Raw genomic sequence first — 18,373 nt, forward strand, 5'->3', positions numbered from 1 at the left:
AGAAGTAATTCCATCATAGAACAAACCCTCATCTTTTCATAGGTGGGGGTTATTTTGCGCTTACATATTAAAAGTGATTAGATCAATCTCTCTACGCCATACACCTTCCATTCTAGATAAGTATTACTCACCATTGGAACAAGGACCGAAACCAATATTGGGTGTTTTTGTCAACATAATATTGAGCCACAGCGATGACTTGTAACTGCTAGACTAAACTAGACAGATTTTGATTGATAAATTTGAACACTTTTTGATCCCCAATAACCTCCCATCCGTTAAAATAATAAGGTATGAATGTTAACTGATTACGGCCACTAGAATGTACCACTATCGCCATGTTTTTTACCACCGAATGACAAGGACTTTACCACACACCGCCAACGTTGGTGTGACTGCTAAACTAGCAGTCACACCAATAAAAAAAAGCCCTACAGATTAAAATTTTAATAATCTTGTAGAGCTTTTTTACGTTCAATTAGTTAGATTCCTGAATTATTCTTAGAAAATTATCGTCCGGATATGGCTTATTATTCGTTCACAAAGAACATTGTTGAAGGACAGACAATTAAAGTGTTTAACAACGGGGAAATGATGCGGGACTTCACTTATATTGATGATATAGTTGATGGCATTGAGAAAAGTCCCTGGTTCTTATGCTGTCAGTGCAACAGCTAGAACCGGGGATGTTTTTATATTAAAAGTGATTAGATCAATCTCTCTACGCCATACACTTTTCATTCTAGAAGTATTACTCACCATTGGAACAAGGACCGAAACCAATACCCGCTTAGCTTAGCATACTCTATAAATGCTGTTTCACTTTCTCGTTTAGTTATACCGTTATCTGGATTATAAAATGAAGGTGCGAAAGAGTAAGAAAGTTGAATGTCGTCATTATAAACCTTATCAAAGGTGGAATATTGGGGTCTGACCCCCGGTGCGTTAAAGCGGAAAAGTGTTCGGTTAATTTAAGGTGAATTTAAGATCGATAAATCTTTCAGAGATAGCAAGTGGGTTTCTGGTGTTCTGAAATAAAATTTTGGTTAATTGTATTTGTACCTGGATCTAATATTAATGCTATTGAGATATAGAGGAGATGTATGTACTATGAGCGTTTTAGTTACGGGTGCAGCTGGTTTTGTTGGTATGCACTTATCAAAGAGGTTGCTAGAAGAAGGTTATACGGTTATTGGTTATGACAGTGTTAATGATTATTATGATGTTCAGTTGAAACGAATATTGGGGTCTGACCCCCAGTGCGTTAAAGTGCTAAAGTGAATATAAAAATATCCCTGGTTTTCATGCTGTGAGTGCAACAGCTAGAACCGGGGATATTTTTTTATTAAAAGTGATTAGATCAATCTCTCTACGTCATACACTATCCATTCTAGATGAATATTACTCACCATTGGAACAAGGACCGAAACCAATACCCGCTTAGCTTAGCATACTCTTTAAATGCAGTTTCACTTTCTCGTTTAGTTATTCCGTTATCTGGATTATAAAATGAAGGTGCAAAAGAGTAAGAAAGTTGAATGTCGTCATTATAAACCTTATCAAAGGTGAATTTACTCCTCAGAGCGTGGTAATTACTTGTGACAATTATTGCCGAATTGAAATTATTCTCCTTCATAATTTCCTTTGTAAACAGAGAATTTTCATATGTACTCGTAGCCCCACGTTCTCCTAATAGTGACTTTTTAGGAATTCCTAGTGATATAGCTTCCTCCATCGTAGTGCCTGACTCTGTGGAATTAGACAAAATGATATGATCGGCCAATCCTTTATTATAAAGGTCACTTGCATGTTCTAACCGTTCTTGGTTACCACTTAAAACAACTATAGCATCGGAAGGTTTAGGATTGTTCTTCTTTATAAGTAAATCAGGACCTATGGTTAATAGGATTATGGAAACTGTGAGGATTATAAAGAGATTCGTTAAGAATAAAACAAGAAGAATTCGTCTGATTTTTTGTTTGGTTACACTCATCCTAAACCTCTTTCTGTTCTGTCTTTATTCACTTAATTTACTAAATAGCTTTTTTCTTCAAGTAATTGCCGGGTCATTTCTCTAGCGCTAAAGTATAAACGCAGAGAAGGATAATTTTCCTAGTACAGACATTTTACTACAGATACATGCACCTACCAAACATTATAATTGTATAGATCAGGTTAAGCGATAAAGAACATTGGGGCTGTCTCCCAGTGTTGCTAAAGTACACTAATATATGAGAGTAAATCTTATCGTGTTGATCCTCCACTAACTCAAAAGAAGCAGGAAGAAAGACTACCAAAAGCCTCTACCGTAAGAAAGACACATCTGGGGTCAGGTCTCTCAAACTCAACAAACGATTATAGCTCGATATGGCAGAAGGCCCTGACCCCACTTCTCGTCCAGAACACCAGATCTTGCTGACGCTCAGTGATGGACACATGACCAAGGAGATATTGGTGCCTAGTATCAAGGAGCTTAATTTTGTCTCCGTGACGTTAAAGTGAAACTAACACAATACCTGTTCTTATGCTGTGAGTGCAACCAGGTATTCTATCAGAAAGTGTAGTTATTTGCTAAAACGCTCCTTAAATGTATTTCTCGAGTAGGAAAGGTTGGAGAAGCACAATGGTAACTAAACAAATAAAGAATCTTCATCCATTCAACCAGGTGATGTAAAAGCCACTTGGGTCAGTTTCCCAGTGTTGTAAAATATTAAAGAACTTCTCAGCCTAACCAATTCTGCAGATATAAAAAAGATTTAAGAATTCAATTAAAGAATCGATATAAAAGACATCAGGGAGGATGGCAAGTAATGGTGTTGGTGTTAGAAAGACAATCAGAAGAAGAATTTATTGTAAAAAAGACTTAAGAATTCAAACAAAGAACCGATATAAAAAACATCAGGGAGGATGGTAAGCATGGCGCTTGTACTAGGAAGAAAACCAGGAGAAAAGTTAATCGTAGAGCATCTTGGTGAGAAGATGGAGATTGAAGTTATTAAAACAGAAGATGGAATGTTGCGGCTTGGTATTGAAGCCGGGCAAAATTTCAAATTATTAAGGAAAGAACTTTATTCTGATAGTGACTCTAACTAGAGTTATTATATATTTGCAGAGCAAATGGATGTGTTCTGCTAAAAACAAAACAACACGGAGGTAATATTTATGAGAATTAATCACAACATTGCGGCATTAAACACACATCGTCAGTTAGGACAAGCAAACGACGCACAACAAAGTTCAATGGAGAAATTATCTTCAGGTCTTCGTATTAATGGAGCGAAGGACGATGCAGCAGGACTTGCAATTTCTGAAAAAATGCGTGGACAAATTCGTGGTTTGGATCAAGCAACAAGTAATGCGCAAGATGCAAACTCTATGATACAAACTGCTGAAGGTGCTTTAAATGAAACACATGATATCCTTCAGCGCATGCGTGAATTATCAGTTCAATCATCCAATGACACTAATACTGAAACTGATCGTGGCGAAATACAAAAAGAAGTTAATCAACTATCAGAAGAGCTTACTAGAATTTCTGATAACACTGAGTTTAATACTCAAAATCTTTTAGATGGTTCTTTTGAAGGTAAATTCCAGATTGGTGCTAATGCAGATCAAAATGTTGAACTACAGATCAACGAAATGAGTGCTGAAGCATTAAAAGTATCAGGAGATGGCGAAGGTGTAGCACTAACGGAGATTACTTCAACTACATCAACAGGTGCTGTTGACCTTTCAGAAGGGGAACATAAACTTAATGTTGCAGATTTCGGGGATAATTTAAGTGTAGATGGACAATCAGTTAAATATGGTCTTCAAAATGAAGAGGGTGATTTTGTTGCACTTGCAGATTCGAATGGAGAAGATTTTAGTTATTTAAGTGAAGCAACAAGCAGAGAAGATCTTGCTGGAGCAAGTTTTGAAGATTATGGTACTGACCAATTAGAATTTGATGAATCTGTTCGTTCTGGCGAAGTTAGTGTTACTGTTAATGACTCTAATGCAGTTACAGAAGCAACTGCAAATGCGTCTATTGATGTTGAAGGGTTAGCTACTGGCTCATATACAGTGGAAACTGGTATTGCTGCAGATGCAGATGCTTGGAATGGTACTGATGTTGATGATACTGCTGATTCAGTTTATGGTGAAATAAATAGCGTTCTTCTTGATGATGAGGGAAATGTATCTGCGGTATCAGCAGATGATAGTGACTTTTATGCAATAGAAGATTTAGATTTAGAAACAACAATTGATACCGATCCCGGTACTGACACGTTTGTAGATGACGTAGTACAAGGCGGTGCTGATCCAGTAATGTCACTTGGAACTGCTGCGACAGATGGCGACGAATTTACTGTTGAAGCTAATGGTGGAATTGATGTTTCTACTCAAGAAGCTGCAAATGGTGCTATTGAAACGATCAACGATGCAATTGAAACTGTATCAGGTGAGCGTTCTAAACTTGGTGCGATGCAAAACCGTTTAGACCACACAATTAATAACTTAGGTACATCTTCTGAAAACCTAACTGCTGCGGAATCTCGTATCCGTGACGTAGATATGGCGAAAGAAATGATGAATCAAACGAAGAATTCTATTCTTTCTCAAGCATCTCAATCTATGCTTGCTCAAGCAAATCAACAACCACAAGGTGTGCTTCAATTACTACAATAATATTTATGTTGGAAGGGACTCTAGCTTTGCTAGGGTCTTTTTTACTATAATAAAAAGTGCAGGTGACAGGATTGATCAGAAGCAGAAACGATGAATTGTATAGTTATTCCTTTAACGGTCATCAATTTATATTAAAAAAACTATACATTTCCAATGATCCAAGAGATTTTACAGACAATAATTACAAATGGGTACTAGGTCTGCGAGATAAGAGTATGGATTATATTACAATTAAAACAGTAGATAAAGAAATTAAATCAAGTGAACTTCTTACTTTTCAATCTAATGTCATTAATCAACCACCTATGTTTGAGAGTAGGGTGTTTGCCGATGATGCCGATGATATTCTTAAAAAGATAACAATATTAGAAAATGGTCAATGTAATTGATAATCATATAATGTACGTTTGTTTTAGGAACTGAGATGTTCACAAAATAAGCTAACTAAGCCCCTACTTCAATCTTTTGAGTAGGGGCTATTTTTATTTGGAGGGATAATCGTGAAACAATATGAAGTTAAAAAGCAGAAGTTGATTACAGCCAACGAAATGTACCACCAGTGACATAGTTCTTACCACCGAATGACAAAGAATGTACCGGTAAGTGCCAAGATATTTACCACTTCACCTTCTGTATAATTATTGAGCACACCTTCAGGTGTGCCATTATTTATGTAGGAGGTATTTTTGTAGTAAGCGTAAAATAACCCCCACCTATGAATGAGGCCACTGAAAAAGTCCGGTGAATTTCAAGAAAATCAAATCCCTAAAAATTCCATCCCCACTTTCGGTTTATAAATCAGGGATAAATTGGACTTGATCCTCCACTTTGGCAGGAAAAAACAATGTGATTTTGGGATAGTGTTTTTCAAAAAAGTTCATTATTAATAGAAAAGGACTTTTTCAGTGGCCTCCCTATGAATAGGTGAGGGTTTGTCCTATGATTAAATTACTTCTTTGGCACGTGACAGATTTCAGGTAACGATAAGGACCAGGGAAGAACCTCTTCCCAAGCCAGGATTGGCAAGGTCCGTCTGAGGGAGTTGTTCAAATAAATAAGTGAGATAGTAGAGAGGGTTCAAGCCGTTGGCTTTTGCCGTTTCTACCACACTGTAAATGATGGCGCTGGATTCAGACCCTTTCAGGCTATTTGAAAACAGCCAGTTCTTGCGGCCGATCACGAATGGTTTGATGAATCGTTCAGCTCGATTATTATCGATATCGATTTGCCCATCCTGCAGGTAGAGGACCAGCTGATTCCATTGATTCAAACAATAGGTGATGGCTTCCCCAAATTTGCTTTTCGGCAAGACTTTGGATTTGTGGTTTTTCAGCCACTTCGAAAAGTCCTCCAGTATCGGCTCACTTTCCTTCTTCCGATACTCCAGGCGTTCTTCGTCTGTCCACGTTTTACTTTCTTTCTCAATAGCGTATAATCGCTGAATCTTCTGAAGCGCCTCATTGGCGACACTATTGATCAATGTCGACGAGGAAGGGGCGGCTTTCAACGCCTCATCGAATTTACGGCGGGCATGCGCCCAACACCCCATGAGTTGTACTCCGTCCACTTTATGATAGCCTCCATACCCATTGGTCTGGAGGTAACCAGAAAACGATTCGAGGAATCGTTTCGCGTGCTTGCCGGCTCGCGTACGCTGATAGTCATAAAGGATGATTGGAGGCCCATGGCGACCGGTACAGTATAGCCGCATATAGGACTTGGATGAAGCAGCTTTCCCATCTTCCCGCGATACCTGGAGAGGCGTCTCATCCGCATGTAGCGATGAATGCTCACCATAGCTTGATGAAGTTGGTCAAACAGCGGCTTCAACCAGTGATGCGCTGCTTGAATCATCCAGTTGGCGATGGTGGCTCTGGATAAAGGGATTCCCATGCGTTCCAACTGCTTTTACTGGCGATAGAGAGGCAACGCCTCAACATATTTCTGACTCATGATAAATGCCAGGGCTTGAAGGCGAAGCGAGACTCTTCGAAAGAACGGGGTTCGGCATAGGAGCTGTCTGGACAGGGGTTTCCACCCCATGTCGCTCACAATGCCGGCAACTGTATACATGGCGCACGTGTTTTTTCACCTTAACCTGAGCCGGAATCACGATCAATTCACGACGCTCTTCTGTGCTCATTTGGTGAAGATCATGACCGCATGACGAACAAGCCTGGTCCTCGAGGTGGTATTCCACCGTTTCTGTAGGAAGACTTTTCATCATTTCATCACGCTGCCCTTTTCGTTTTTTCCGTTTATATTCGATCGTTTCGATTGTCGGCTCCTCTTCGTTCGCATTTCATCGAAAAAGGAAATCTGATCAGGGTCCATCTTTTCACTCGAAGCACCAAAACGCTTCTGTTGGCTCAATTTGAACTGTTGTTCATACCATTCAACTTTGGCTGCCAGCTTAGCGTTTTCGTCTTCCAGAGAAAGACAAGGTTCTTCCAATGATTCCATTGTCTTGGGGTTCTTCGTCTTTGTATCCATAAAAAAAGGATTCGACATAAACACACGAATCCCTTCTTTTAAATCAATGTTTTTGCGTGAACAGCCCGGTGGGTTCCTCTCTGGTGGAGAGGCAATCCGTCCATCAACCACCGAAATTGCCGTCGGCTTACAGACATGACAGAAGCACCATCGTCTGCAGGCCATTGAAAGGTTCCTTTTTCAAGGCGACGATAATGAAGCCAAAATCCGTTGTGATCCCACTGGAGAATTTTCACTTTATCTCGTTTCCGATTACAGAATACAAATAGACAAGGGGAGAAAGGATCCAAATCGAATGTTTCCTGAACCAGGATTGCCAGGCCATCAATAGACTTTCGCAAGTCCGTATTGCCCTGAGTTAGATAAACCTTCTCCACATGTACCACATTCAACATACCGCCTGGACCACTTTCAGCACGTTGGCCAGGTGTTCCGGACAGACATCTTCGGAGGTTTCAATCGTCGCTCTTCCGATGGAAATATGTATAGATGGTTGCGAAGCCTCTTCTTCAACTTCTACAGCCACCCAGGAAGGCGCCGAATCAGCCGATACTTGAATCTCTCTTTTCCAATATCGAAAGGTATGAATATTAATATGATGGTTGTTACACCATTCTTTGGCCGTCTGACCGGATTCTTGAAAATGCATCAACCGGTCTTCCCAAAGCCCTTGTTTATCTGTTTGGCTCATCAACATTCCTCCTAAGAAATTCTGACTGTAGTATCTCACAGCCATTAGGAAGATTAGAAGGTGGGCATTATTTTCCGCTTACGATATGACTTCCTTAAGTGATTTACAACTAACAAGAATTGCTGCAGAATTAGATGCTATTAGTAAGGAGAAAGATGTATTGTTTATTTCATCATCAGGAAATATTAATTCAATGTATGAAAAAATGGCGCATACTCCTTATCCTAATTACTTTTCTGATGATGCTACTAGGATTTTACCTCCAGGTGAAAACTTCTTAGGAATTACAGTGGGTTCAGTGGCAACTAAATCTGAAAATGGTGCACTAGGGGGACTGAATCATCCTTCCCCATTTTCGAGATGTGGACCTGGATCTTTTGGAACTTTGAAACCTGAAATAGTAGTGGATGGTGGAAATGACCGAGTTGATGTATAGGATTCTATACGAGTACTGGGTGGGTTATTTTTATTGTTCAAAGAGTGCAATTAGTGATCTATGACAATTAGGCCAGATTGGAGTAACTCTTATATTACGTAGCAGACCCATACTGTGCAACAAATATCTTCAATATTTAGTGGATTTGTGATAGATATTCGGTAGAAAAAAACATAGGACTTATTGTGTGTAAATTTTGGGTTATTAAAATATTAATAATTTTGATATATTTTTAAAAAATAGCCTAGTTCAATTTGAACTAGGTTATTTCAGCTTCAAAACTACCCTGAAATTTCAATATTTAGGTTAAGAACGAAATTCTTATTTTCTAATTTTAAACTCATTTTCAAATCCATTTTTGGGAGATTGTAACATTTTATCTACCGAACTAAATTCTTTTTTAACAATTTCTGTAGTTGTAATGAGAACACAATGTACAGGAAAATCAACAGTTGCCTTAAGGTCATCAGATTGAGCAAAATTAAGCATTGTCTCGAACGCCCACTTATCTAATGATATAAATTCATTTTTATCTATTTTTTTCTCATATTTCTCTATGGATTTGGCAGCCTGTTCTTCAATTTGTAAATCATTTGTTCCTGTTCCAAATACTTGATTATACTTAATATCTTCAGATGGATTTGTAAAGTTGTCATCATCGTCAAAAATCTTCAGAAATGATTGTTGATTCTCATCGATTCCAAATAATATTATTGTAGCACCTGCTGATGGTTGAACAATATCACTATCTGAGATTTTCTTGGATAACTCTGCAAAATCAGGGCGATATTGCTTTTGAATTTCAGTAATAATTTTTGATAATTTATTTATGTTATTCGTCTGAATTTCATTTACGGACTTTTTTCTAGTTTCATCCATTTGAGAACCGCCAGTAGCGATATAAAATTTGTCAATAAGATGCTCCATTTTTTGTACAGTTTGAATCTTGCCACTTCCAGTTCTTTTACTATCAGCAGCCATGAATACACCGTTTTGATTAAGATAACCAATTATTGCCGTCACTCTTATTTTCCCCTTTTAAATTTAGTAATCGAATAATGTAATCTTAACAGATTAGGCATTGTTAAAGATATAAATCTCGCTTTATAGTAAAAGAAGTTGTTTATTTCGCTGTATAAGTCAAATATGAAAAGACGGTCACATTGAACGTAATCGTCTTACACCCGTATTAATGGAGTAAATTTTCTTTCTATTCGTTTCATAACGCCTGATACATTTCCGTTAATTTGACTACAACGGGAGCATATATTAAGTAAGTAAGGCTCAACAACATCTGATTCTTTATCAGCTAGTGTCATTTAGTAGAACAATGATTTTAAAAATTGGAGGATAGATATGTGAATATAAATAAAGTGTTAAATGAAGCGGATAAAATCAAAATTAATAATCTAAACAAAAAGATCTTTGAAATGTGGGAACAATATAAACCTACTACTGCAAGTGATGATATATATCCACTTCCTAGCTTTTTTAGAGATAATTTCGAAACAAACCAACTACTTTTAATTGGAATGAATCCTTCTCTGAATGATGAGTATGTTGAAGATGATAATGCTAAGAAGAAAAAGGGATTTTATCACTATTGCACACAGTATGGTTCCAACTGGAATCTTACCAAATTAACCGAACTTCAAGAATATGAGAATCGGATAGGACAGTATCATAGTTATGAAAAGGGAATAAATAGGTTTAAAGATGAAATAAATATTAATACTCTTAAAATTCATGCAATAGACCTATTCTTCTTTAGAAAAACTAATCAATCAGACTTTCTTAAGCAACACATTTTAGATAAGAGTGGAAACCTTACTCTACTCGCTATTGAGATGTTCAATATTACATTAAAGGCGATAATCATTTACAAACCTAAAATAATCGTGATTGCTAATGCCAATGCATTTAAATTATTTAAAGAATATATTATGTCACTAGGTGACCCCTATTATATTACTAGTAACCTAGACGAGTTACATGGATGTCATTTTGTTACTTTAGATCAGCACCAAGGGGGAATTCCTGTTTTGGGTTCTTCAATGCTCTCAGGCCAAAGAGCTCTGGATCTTGGTTCCAAAGAAAGAATGGCATGGCAAATTCGGAGAATTTATAAAAACTTGGTTTTGTAAATAGATATTCACAAAACTTCATGAATGTTATTATATCCGCAATCATTCAATTTAGGGGTCTGACCCCTGGTGCGTTAAAGCGCTAAAGTGATTTTTGAAAAGTCCCTTGTTCTTATGCTGTCAGTGCAACAGCTAGAACCGGGGATTTTTATAACCAAAAGTGATTAGTGTGAGCGTCAAGTTAAATTGAAGACTATTTGCTAAAAAACCTTGCAATTTAAAGTTTTTATAAAAATTTAAAAACGTGACACCAAATGAACTCCTTCTATCGATTATAGATATGAGGGAGTTTTTTATTTCTCTCAACATAAGAAGGAGGCAGCTGGTTATGAATTATTTAAAGGAAATTATTGCGTTTCAAGATGAGGTAGAGTTAAACGAGTTATCCGCTTCTGCTTCACTGCTCTGGTACAAGCTGATGCATTTCAACAACAAGACGGGATGGAAGAAGGAGTTTACGGTGCCGACGTCGGCGGTCTTAGTGAAGTCGGGCTTAAGTGAGAGCTCATTTCTTCGTGCGCGTAAAGAATTAGAGGCGAAAGGCTACATCACGTTTGAAGCTGGGACGCGGAACCAGGCTCCGACGTATCACATGATTTCTCAAGTGAAGGAACAGCTGGCGGACGCTGCGGCGGAAGAGATGACGGAAGAGGTGAAGGAAGGAGTGAAGGAAGAGACAGAGGTATTATTTAAAAGAAAAGAAAAGAGGAGAAAAGAAAGAACAGCAGGAGGCCGCATGCAGCCGCATACTTTTTACGAACAAAACATAGGAATGCTGACACCGTTTATGGCGGAGAAGATTACGGATTGGTGCGAGCGGCTCTCGGATGAGCTTGTCATGGAAGCGATGAAAATTGCAGGGAGGCACAACAAGCTGTTTTTCACCTATTGCGAAGGGATCTTAAAGCGATGGGAGAAGACAGGGGTACGGACGCTGACTGATGTGAAGCGGATTGAGGAGAGGCCGGTTGAGAAGAAGGAAGACCGGCAGTCTGAAGCGAAGCGTCTGATTGAAGAGTACAGAAAGGAGCGTTACGCATGAATTATGATGAAGCGGTAGAAGTATTAGAAGCGATGCAGGAACTTTTTTAGGGAAGTTTAATATTGGGTCCCCAGTTGCGCCGATCAAGCACTTGCTGGATTCTCTAACCAAGGGATGCTAACGATTGCTCTATTATTTATTGTCGCTGGTGTTTTTGAGAAAAGCGGGTTGATTGAACGGTTGATGTCAACGTTTCTTGCTAAAGCAAAAACCCACCGTGGTGCATTGAGTCGGTTGGTTATCCCTATCTCGGGATTTTCAGCATTTTTGAATAATACACCTATTGTCGTCACTTTGACACCGATTATTAAAAAGTGGTCCTCGGAACATAATATATCTCCTTCTAAATTTCTTTTGCCCTTATCTTATGCTTCTATTTTGGGTGGCACGATTACGTTAATGAGGACTTCAACTAACCTAGTGATTCATGGATTGTTGCTAGACTTTGATACCAATGGCCTTTCTTTTTTTAAATAAGCGATTGTGGAAGTGCCTATCACGATCGTAGGTCTTTTGAACTTTGGAGTCTGACCCACTAGCCGTTGATATCTTCATAAATTAATGATTATATCCTAGTGGAGAGAAATCTCTGTAAGGATTCTTTTTTGTTTCCAGTTTTCTACCATGTTGAATCACTCGTGCGGCCATATAAACAAGATTTTGAATCATTGTTTTAATTCTCCTCCGTTGGGCTTTTTTACGAAGGGGGGTCTCTAGAGTTAAGCTTTCTTACGACAAGAAGCTAAGCATTAAAAACATGTTTAGCTTCTTGATTTGTATAACATCTAAATTATTAATTATAAGGTCCAAAGCTATATTCCCTTTGTATTTTCTTGACAATAGGAATCCCTGGTTCTTAGAGTTTATCGGTAATATCCTTTTGCTTCCTTAAAACATCTTGTTACCTACATAATTCAAAGTACTACTAATATTATTCAATAACTTGACTAGGACTCTTCATCCCTTTGAACGGTTATTTCTTTTTCTAATGATTTTAGATAGTCTGCTTCGTAGTCATATAATGGCGTTGGGTAATCTCCTGTGAAGTACGCCATGCATAAGCCGCCATAAGGAGCGTCAAAGTTTAATCCGATTGAATCTACAGTTCCAGCAACACTTAGGAATACCAGGCTATCGGCACCAATGATTTCTCTGACTTCTTCAACGGAATGATCCGCCGCAATCAATTCGTGACGATTTTGAATGTCAATTCCATAGAAAGATGGGAAACGCAGGGGTGGTGAAGAAATTCTTACATGCACCTCTGTTGCTCCAGCGTCACGTAGCAATTGAACGATGCGTTTGCTGGTTGTGCCTCGAACGATGGAATCATCGACCATGACGACTTTTTTACCTTTCACAACTCCTCTAACCGCTGATAGTTTCATACGTACGCCTAGCTCACGTAATTCTTGTGTTGGCTGAATGAATGTTCTAGCAATGTATTGGTTCTTCACTAATCCCATTTCATAGGGAATACCACTTTTTTCAGCATAACCACTTCCGGCTGATAAGGAAGAGTTTGGTACACCGATAACGATATCCGCTGCTGTTGGTGCTTCCTCTGCTAAAGTACGTCCCATAGTTTTACGTGCCGTATGTACGTTGACACCAGCAATATCAGAGTCTGGACGCGCAAAGTAGATGTATTCCATTGAGCAAATAGACATCATTGTATCTTCGGTATATTTTTCAATTTGGTAACCATCATCGTTTACAGTAACAATTTCTCCAGGCTCAAGGGAACGAATAAACTCGGCACCGACAACGTCCAATGCACAAGTTTCACTTGCTAGTACATACGCTCCGTTTGACATTTGTCCGATTGATAGTGGTCTAAAACCATTTGGATCCAGAGCGGCAATCATTTCGTTAGGCGTTAGAATTAAATAGGCAAATGCTCCTTTGACCTTATTCAAACTTTCTTTAACGCGCTCTATTAAGGTTTCTCTTTCACTACGACGAATCAAATGCACCAAAATTTCAGTATCCGAATTCGAATGAAAAATTGCCCCTTCATCTTCTAATTGTTCTCGTAACGTAGTTGCATTAATAAGGTTTCCATTATGTGCTAAAGCTAATTCTTCATCATGAAATTCGAATTGGAAAGGTTGGATATTTTGAATTCCATTGCTGCCTGCAGTATTGTAGCGAACATGACCAATTGCCGCTTCACCTTTTAAACAATCAAATTGACGATCGTCTTTAAACACATCTGTTAGAAGTCCTAGATCACGATGTCCTTTTAATTTCCCTTTATTACTCGCAACTATTCCGGCACCATCTTGACCCCTATGTTGTAAGCTGTGCAATCCGAAATAGCTCAAGCGTGCAGCGTCTGGAATACCCCAGACACCAAATACGCCGCATTCTTCGTTTAAGCTTTTGACTTTAGTAACCAAGGAATAACCCCCTTCCAAAATGAATAACATTTATTTGTCTTTTTACCGTTATTCCCCCACATTTAATTCTCTAACTTATTTTTATAGGAATATTTTATATGCTTTTGATAAGTCCTGTTTGAGTTGGTCTGATTTTTGACTACGGCGCAGGGTATCCTGGCTATCTAAGCTAGTTGCTTCAACAATTAGAAATAATTCTTGTTTCACTGTTGAATCCTACTGTCTAGTCTATCCATCTCTTTTAACATCACACAAATTCACCTAATTATTGTGCGTAATAAAACATTCTTTTATTCCATCTATCTAAATATTGGGGTCTGACCACCGGTACGTTAAAGCGTTAAAGTAAATATAAAAAAATCCCTGGTTCTTATGCTGTGAGTGCAACAGCTAGAACTAGGGATTTTTATCGAAAAGTGTTAAGAGTTTCCTATAAATATGGACCACCTTGCGAGGTTTTGAATCCGCAAAGTGGTCCGTATCTTATCTCATTAAATCCATGCTTTCACTAATCTCCATAAACCTTTCTGGTGTTGTTCTACTAACAGTCCTTAATAGTTCATAGATTTCGAATATGATCATGAGGTTTTCTTGTTTAGGGCGTAAGATTTGATATTTTTCCATTTGGAAGATCAACTCATCAAAATAGGCGTGCATATTAATCGTGTCTGGTAATTTCCTAAGCAATTGTAGTAAAGGTTTGTTAATTGGATCTTCGTCTAGAGTGATGAATTGTAAGAGTTGGTAGATGGCTTGATAGATCAGATGATTGCTTTCTTGGAAATCTTTTTCGTGAAAGCTATGAACGGCTTGTTGATAAAGTTGGTCAGGGCTGGTTGTTTCTGATGGTTCTATTATTTCTTCTGCCATAGTGAGTTGGCAACTAGTGTTGGTAACGTTTTGTACCCAAGATTCCCTTTGACTGGAACAATGGGTACAAGTAATGGTGATCATAAGCTGAGTGTGGTTGTGATTCCACACATGGTTTGTTGCAAACATTTTTCGGTTTCTCTTGCATTCTGGACATCTCGTATCTAAAATAGCTGGTACTTTTGAATCTTTAAAGTCTTTCCACTGAGCAATTGTTGTTCTTCCCATTGAATCATCCTCTTTTCATAGTCACGTTAAGCGATAAAGAATTAGTCTTTTCCCTTTAAATAACACATACAAAAGGCCTGATAACTGAGTAATACATATGCTTAGTTATCAGGTCTATTCTTAAGCTGTGAAATTTGCTATAATGCTCCTCCTTAAGCATTTTGATCATGCTTTGTATAGCTTCTCCTTTCTCATCAGCTTCCACCTTATAACCAATAGAGTCTAAACACTCCTTTATGTTTGTAGATATGTAAGTAAAGCCATTCGTTCTGAAAAATATTCATTCCCCTCATTTTTCTTTGTGTCCTTGCCCTTTACTTACCCCCCCTTTAACGAGCTTTATCAATTAATCAGGGTTCCCTTTAACCGGTACAATTAGGGTAGCTGGTTTCACTTTTAACTCGTGTGCGATTCGATAAATAATAGGGAGCGAGGGGTTTTTGAGTCCTCTTTCAATGGAACTGATGTACGTTCGATCGATTCCTGCTCTTAAGGCTAGTTCTTCTTGTGATAGTTCTTTTTCCATGCGAATGGATCTGATTTGGCTGCCAAGTGTTTTTCGAACTTTGTCATCATAATCATATGTCATATTAAAATCTTCTTATGATGTAGAGAATCCTTCCACGGACTGATAGTCTCATTTATCCAATAAATGTAAAATAGTGTGTGTTTTTTTCTTTTTTAGAAGAATTTCTGGTTTTTTGGCCTTAACACAGGCCATTATTTGCTTGAATAAGTAATCAAAAAATCTCGAATCACGGGGTGAAAGGGATATCTTAAATCCCTGAAAAAATTCAAAATATATAAAAATCAATAATGTATGAAAACAGCAACAATAGAAAAGCTATTTCCTCTTAAAGAAAAAGAGAATTTCGCAGCCGGTTCATCCCTGAAAGTTGATGATTTGGTTTTCGTTACTACTACACAAAAAAGTTATGATTAGGTTACATGAAAGGGAAACGAGGTAGAAATGGAGTTGGTAGTATGTCGAGGAATCCTCGCACATGGTACCCAGGAGCTATTTATCACGTAACAGCTCGTGGAAATCGTAAGGCTGATATTTTTTACGATGATGCCGATTTTGAAGAATATCTAGCATGTATACTTCTGTGCCAAACGGAAGTCACGTTTCACCTTCATGCATATTGCCTCATGGACAATCATGTTCACTTGTTAATCGAAACGATCCACCAACCCTTAAGCCAGATCATTCAATTCGTTCATACTCGTTATGCGATTTATTTTAATAAGCGTCATAAAGTAACGGGGCATCTTTTTCAAGGAAGATACCATGCCGCGTTAATTAATTCCAATTCCTATTTACTAGAAGCGAGCAAGTATATTCATTTGAATCCACTGCATGCCCAAATGGTATCTAAGGCTGTTGCTTACCCATGGAGCAGTTACTCAACATATCTATGTCCAGACAAAGAACAGCCAGTTTTAACGAAAGACTTGATTCTTGGATTATTTACAGAACCATCTCATAAAAAGTATCAAAACTATGTGGATGGGAAGGAGGGCGTAAACGATGGCGACAATAGTCAAAAGCATTGGATTGAAAGGTCTTGAAGGATATGAAGTTAGGGTAGAGGTGCAATCTCTTGAAGGTGTGGAACAGATATCTGTGATCGGTTTACCAGATACATCGATGAAAGAGTCAAAAGATCGAATTCGTGGAGCGTTAAATTCAGTTTATGCCGATATATCTGGCCGTCATCTTATTGTTCTTTTTTCCCCAACGGAACAGAAGAAAAGTGGACCAATGTCCGACCTTGCCATGGCGATTGCTGTCCTTAAGGAAACAGCTCAACTTGCCACAGATATCCCTCAAAAGACAGCATTTATCGGCACGTTGTCGCTCGATGGATCGATTCATGAAACAGAAGGAATGCTAGCGGCTGTCATGCAGGCTAAGCAACTAGGGTACAAGCACATTTATGTTCCGAGTGAAATGAAAGGAATCGAAGCGCTGCATGATAAAGGGGCGCTCATTCCTGTTCAGCACTTGCAAGAAGTCATTGATCATTTAAATGGTCAGGCGATTCTATCATTTCCTCCTTCTACTCCTATGGTAAAAGAAAACGTGTCATCTTCTCCTGGCTATACGAATTTTTCCGAAATTATCGGCCATGAATTCCCGAAGCGGGCCTTAATGGTCGCTGCGGCTGGTGGTCATCATGTGTTACTGAGTGGTCCCCCGGGATGTGGAAAAAGTTTGCTTGCCTCTGCATTTCCATCTATCATTCCTAATATGACAGAAGAAACGATGGTGGATAGCTTCAGTCTTTATCAATTGGCTCATGAATCAAAAGCCCTCACTTCCCATGCTCCATATCGTCATCCTCACCATTCGGCGTCTTCCGTATCTCTTGTAGGAGGAGGCACCGTGCCGAAGCCAGGTGAGGTATCACTAGCTCATGGTGGTGTGCTTTTTCTTGATGAAATGTCGGAATTTCCAAAAAAGACCTTGGATATGTTAAGACAGCCTTTAGAAGCAGGAAAGGTGACGATTAGCCGAGTGAGCGGTACTGTTACGTATCCGGCACGTTTTATTATGATTGGTGCGACCAATCCATGTCCATGCGGGCATAACGGATCACGAACCAATTACTGCATTTGCACACCTAAGCAAGTCCATTCTTACAAACAACGGTTATCTGGCCCAATTCTTGATCGGATGGATATTCACCTCCAGCTAAACCCCATCACGTTAACTATATCCACCACCCAAAAACCGATGTCTTCAGATAAAATGAAAGAAATCGTCACTCAAGCACGAGAAAAACAGTATAAGCGTTACAACCAACCCATAACCAACGCTACGACCTCCTTAGACGTCCTAGAAACAACCTCTCCACTGAACGCATCACTGCAAGAACTCCTCCAAACCCAAAGCCAGATCCATCACTGGAGTAATCGCGTGCAAGTTAACATCTTACGAACAGCTAGAACCGTGGCTGATCTTGATCAGGAGGAGGATATTACGGAGAAAGCCTTACTTGAAGCAATGAGTTATCGGAGTCTGAACACGTCTACGTCTAGTGAGTTAATACGTTAAAGTAAAGTAGTTTACCTATTTTACTTGATCCTACATAGAAATCTATCAAAACTTAGATGAATGGTAAGAAACGATTACTCAGGAGGACTTTGTTTACGATGTGCTAGGACTGAGGAAGAGTAAGAGCTTCTATTGATCATTAATAAGATGAAAGTACTACAGGAAGAGCACCTTTTATCAATCTGTAAATCATAATTACCCTCGTTGTTGTAAGCCGGTTATAGGAAATCCTTGTGGAGAAAGATCTCTACAAGGATTTATTTTTTTCAATCCCATCCCATAACAAACGAATTTTTAAGCTATATTTTGTAAGACACTTATCATGGAATACT

Annotated in this window: 17 protein-coding genes and 3 pseudogenes; 12 read left to right on the plus strand and 8 right to left on the minus strand. The window is 38.6% G+C overall.

Annotated elements, in window-relative coordinates:
• Positions 1-513 precede the first annotated feature (513 nt).
• Together ACFQIC_RS15030 and ACFQIC_RS15035 are read left to right on the plus strand one after the other, a co-directional pair.
• A pseudogene (locus ACFQIC_RS15030) lies at positions 514-636 on the plus strand (NAD-dependent epimerase/dehydratase family protein); the annotation flags it as partial.
• 474 nt (positions 637-1,110) lie between these two features.
• Positions 1,111-1,236, plus strand: a pseudogene (locus ACFQIC_RS15035) (NAD-dependent epimerase/dehydratase family protein); the annotation flags it as partial.
• A gap of 169 nt (positions 1,237-1,405) precedes the next feature.
• Here the strand turns inward: ACFQIC_RS15035 and ACFQIC_RS15040 are convergent.
• On the minus strand, positions 1,406-1,993 hold the full coding sequence (locus ACFQIC_RS15040) for a YdcF family protein (RefSeq protein ID WP_204711675.1): 588 nt from the start codon (positions 1,991-1,993) through the stop codon (positions 1,406-1,408).
• A 923-nt stretch (positions 1,994-2,916) separates the two neighbouring features.
• Here ACFQIC_RS15040 and ACFQIC_RS15045 point away from each other — a divergent pair.
• From ACFQIC_RS15045 to ACFQIC_RS15055, 3 genes are all read left to right on the plus strand, one after another.
• Positions 2,917-3,093, plus strand: a complete 177-nt coding sequence (locus tag ACFQIC_RS15045; protein ID WP_204711677.1) for a carbon storage regulator — start codon at positions 2,917-2,919, stop codon at positions 3,091-3,093.
• A 69-nt stretch (positions 3,094-3,162) separates the two neighbouring features.
• Positions 3,163-4,674: a flagellin N-terminal helical domain-containing protein gene (locus ACFQIC_RS15050; protein WP_204711679.1), complete on the plus strand. Its 1,512-nt coding sequence runs from the start codon at positions 3,163-3,165 to the stop codon at positions 4,672-4,674.
• A 62-nt stretch (positions 4,675-4,736) separates the two neighbouring features.
• Positions 4,737-5,063, plus strand: coding sequence for a hypothetical protein (locus tag ACFQIC_RS15055; protein WP_390217332.1), 327 nt, complete (start codon positions 4,737-4,739; stop codon positions 5,061-5,063).
• A 559-nt stretch (positions 5,064-5,622) separates the two neighbouring features.
• On the opposite strand, the pseudogene tnpC reads toward ACFQIC_RS15055, so the two are convergent.
• The 3 genes and pseudogenes from tnpC to tnpA all read right to left on the minus strand — a co-directional run bounded on the left by tnpC (position 5,623) and on the right by tnpA (position 7,858).
• Positions 5,623-7,167, minus strand: a pseudogene (gene tnpC / locus ACFQIC_RS15060) (IS66 family transposase).
• A gap of 38 nt (positions 7,168-7,205) precedes the next feature.
• Entirely contained in the window at positions 7,206-7,562 is a 357-nt protein-coding gene (tnpB, locus tag ACFQIC_RS15065) for an IS66 family insertion sequence element accessory protein TnpB (RefSeq protein ID WP_204711683.1), read from the minus strand.
• Positions 7,556-7,858, minus strand: coding sequence for an IS66 family insertion sequence element accessory protein TnpA (gene tnpA / locus ACFQIC_RS15070; protein WP_204711685.1), 303 nt, complete (start codon positions 7,856-7,858; stop codon positions 7,556-7,558). The genes tnpB and tnpA overlap by 7 nt, the downstream gene beginning before the upstream one ends.
• 85 nt (positions 7,859-7,943) lie before the next feature.
• Between tnpA and ACFQIC_RS15075 the strand changes: the two genes are divergently transcribed.
• On the plus strand, positions 7,944-8,294 hold the full coding sequence (locus ACFQIC_RS15075) for a S8 family serine peptidase (protein ID WP_204711687.1): 351 nt from the start codon (positions 7,944-7,946) through the stop codon (positions 8,292-8,294).
• A 321-nt stretch (positions 8,295-8,615) separates the two neighbouring features.
• Here the strand turns inward: ACFQIC_RS15075 and ACFQIC_RS15080 are convergent, their stop codons facing one another.
• Positions 8,616-9,317: an Ntn hydrolase family protein gene (locus tag ACFQIC_RS15080; RefSeq protein WP_204711689.1), complete on the minus strand. Its 702-nt coding sequence runs from the start codon at positions 9,315-9,317 to the stop codon at positions 8,616-8,618.
• Between the two features lie 335 nt (positions 9,318-9,652).
• Between ACFQIC_RS15080 and ACFQIC_RS15085 the strand changes: the two genes are divergently transcribed.
• The 3 genes from ACFQIC_RS15085 to ACFQIC_RS15095 all read left to right on the plus strand — a co-directional run bounded on the left by ACFQIC_RS15085 (position 9,653) and on the right by ACFQIC_RS15095 (position 11,957).
• Positions 9,653-10,438, plus strand: coding sequence for a hypothetical protein (locus ACFQIC_RS15085; protein ID WP_204711691.1), 786 nt, complete (start codon positions 9,653-9,655; stop codon positions 10,436-10,438).
• Between the two features lie 328 nt (positions 10,439-10,766).
• The gene (locus ACFQIC_RS15090) at positions 10,767-11,480 is read left to right on the plus strand and encodes a DnaD domain protein (RefSeq protein WP_204711693.1); all 714 of its coding nucleotides are present in this window, start codon (positions 10,767-10,769) and stop codon (positions 11,478-11,480) included.
• Positions 11,481-11,594: 114 nt separating this feature from the next.
• Positions 11,595-11,957 (plus strand): SLC13 family permease, encoded by a 363-nt coding sequence (locus ACFQIC_RS15095; RefSeq protein WP_204711695.1) that lies wholly within the window; start codon positions 11,595-11,597, stop codon positions 11,955-11,957.
• A gap of 470 nt (positions 11,958-12,427) precedes the next feature.
• On the opposite strand, the gene purF is transcribed toward ACFQIC_RS15095, so the two are convergent.
• The 3 genes from purF to ACFQIC_RS15110 all read right to left on the minus strand — a co-directional run bounded on the left by purF (position 12,428) and on the right by ACFQIC_RS15110 (position 15,569).
• Entirely contained in the window at positions 12,428-13,882 is a 1,455-nt protein-coding gene (purF, locus tag ACFQIC_RS15100; RefSeq protein ID WP_204711697.1) for an amidophosphoribosyltransferase, read from the minus strand.
• Between the two features lie 483 nt (positions 13,883-14,365).
• Positions 14,366-14,980 (minus strand): PCI domain-containing protein, encoded by a 615-nt coding sequence (locus ACFQIC_RS15105; RefSeq protein WP_204711699.1) that lies wholly within the window; start codon positions 14,978-14,980, stop codon positions 14,366-14,368.
• Between the two features lie 346 nt (positions 14,981-15,326).
• Positions 15,327-15,569 (minus strand): helix-turn-helix domain-containing protein, encoded by a 243-nt coding sequence (locus tag ACFQIC_RS15110; RefSeq protein WP_204711701.1) that lies wholly within the window; start codon positions 15,567-15,569, stop codon positions 15,327-15,329.
• Between the two features lie 231 nt (positions 15,570-15,800).
• Here ACFQIC_RS15110 and ACFQIC_RS15115 point away from each other — a divergent pair, with 231 nt between their 5' ends.
• Genes ACFQIC_RS15115 through ACFQIC_RS15125 form a run of 3 tightly spaced genes read left to right on the plus strand, consistent with a single transcriptional unit; the run spans position 15,801 to position 18,041 of the window.
• Entirely contained in the window at positions 15,801-15,923 is a 123-nt protein-coding gene (locus tag ACFQIC_RS15115) for a hypothetical protein (RefSeq protein ID WP_390217337.1), read from the plus strand.
• Positions 15,924-15,964: 41 nt separating this feature from the next.
• Entirely contained in the window at positions 15,965-16,552 is a 588-nt protein-coding gene (locus tag ACFQIC_RS15120) for an REP-associated tyrosine transposase (RefSeq protein ID WP_204711703.1), read from the plus strand.
• A complete protein-coding gene (locus tag ACFQIC_RS15125; RefSeq protein WP_204711705.1) occupies positions 16,512-18,041 on the plus strand; it encodes a YifB family Mg chelatase-like AAA ATPase in 1,530 nt (509 codons plus the stop codon). Before ACFQIC_RS15120 ends, ACFQIC_RS15125 begins: the two co-directional genes overlap by 41 nt.
• The last annotated feature ends 332 nt before the right edge of the window (positions 18,042-18,373 follow it).

This window comes from Halobacillus seohaensis, from assembly GCF_042663045.1.
Classification (GTDB): Bacteria; Bacillota; Bacilli; order Bacillales; family Halobacillaceae; genus Halobacillus_A; species Halobacillus_A seohaensis.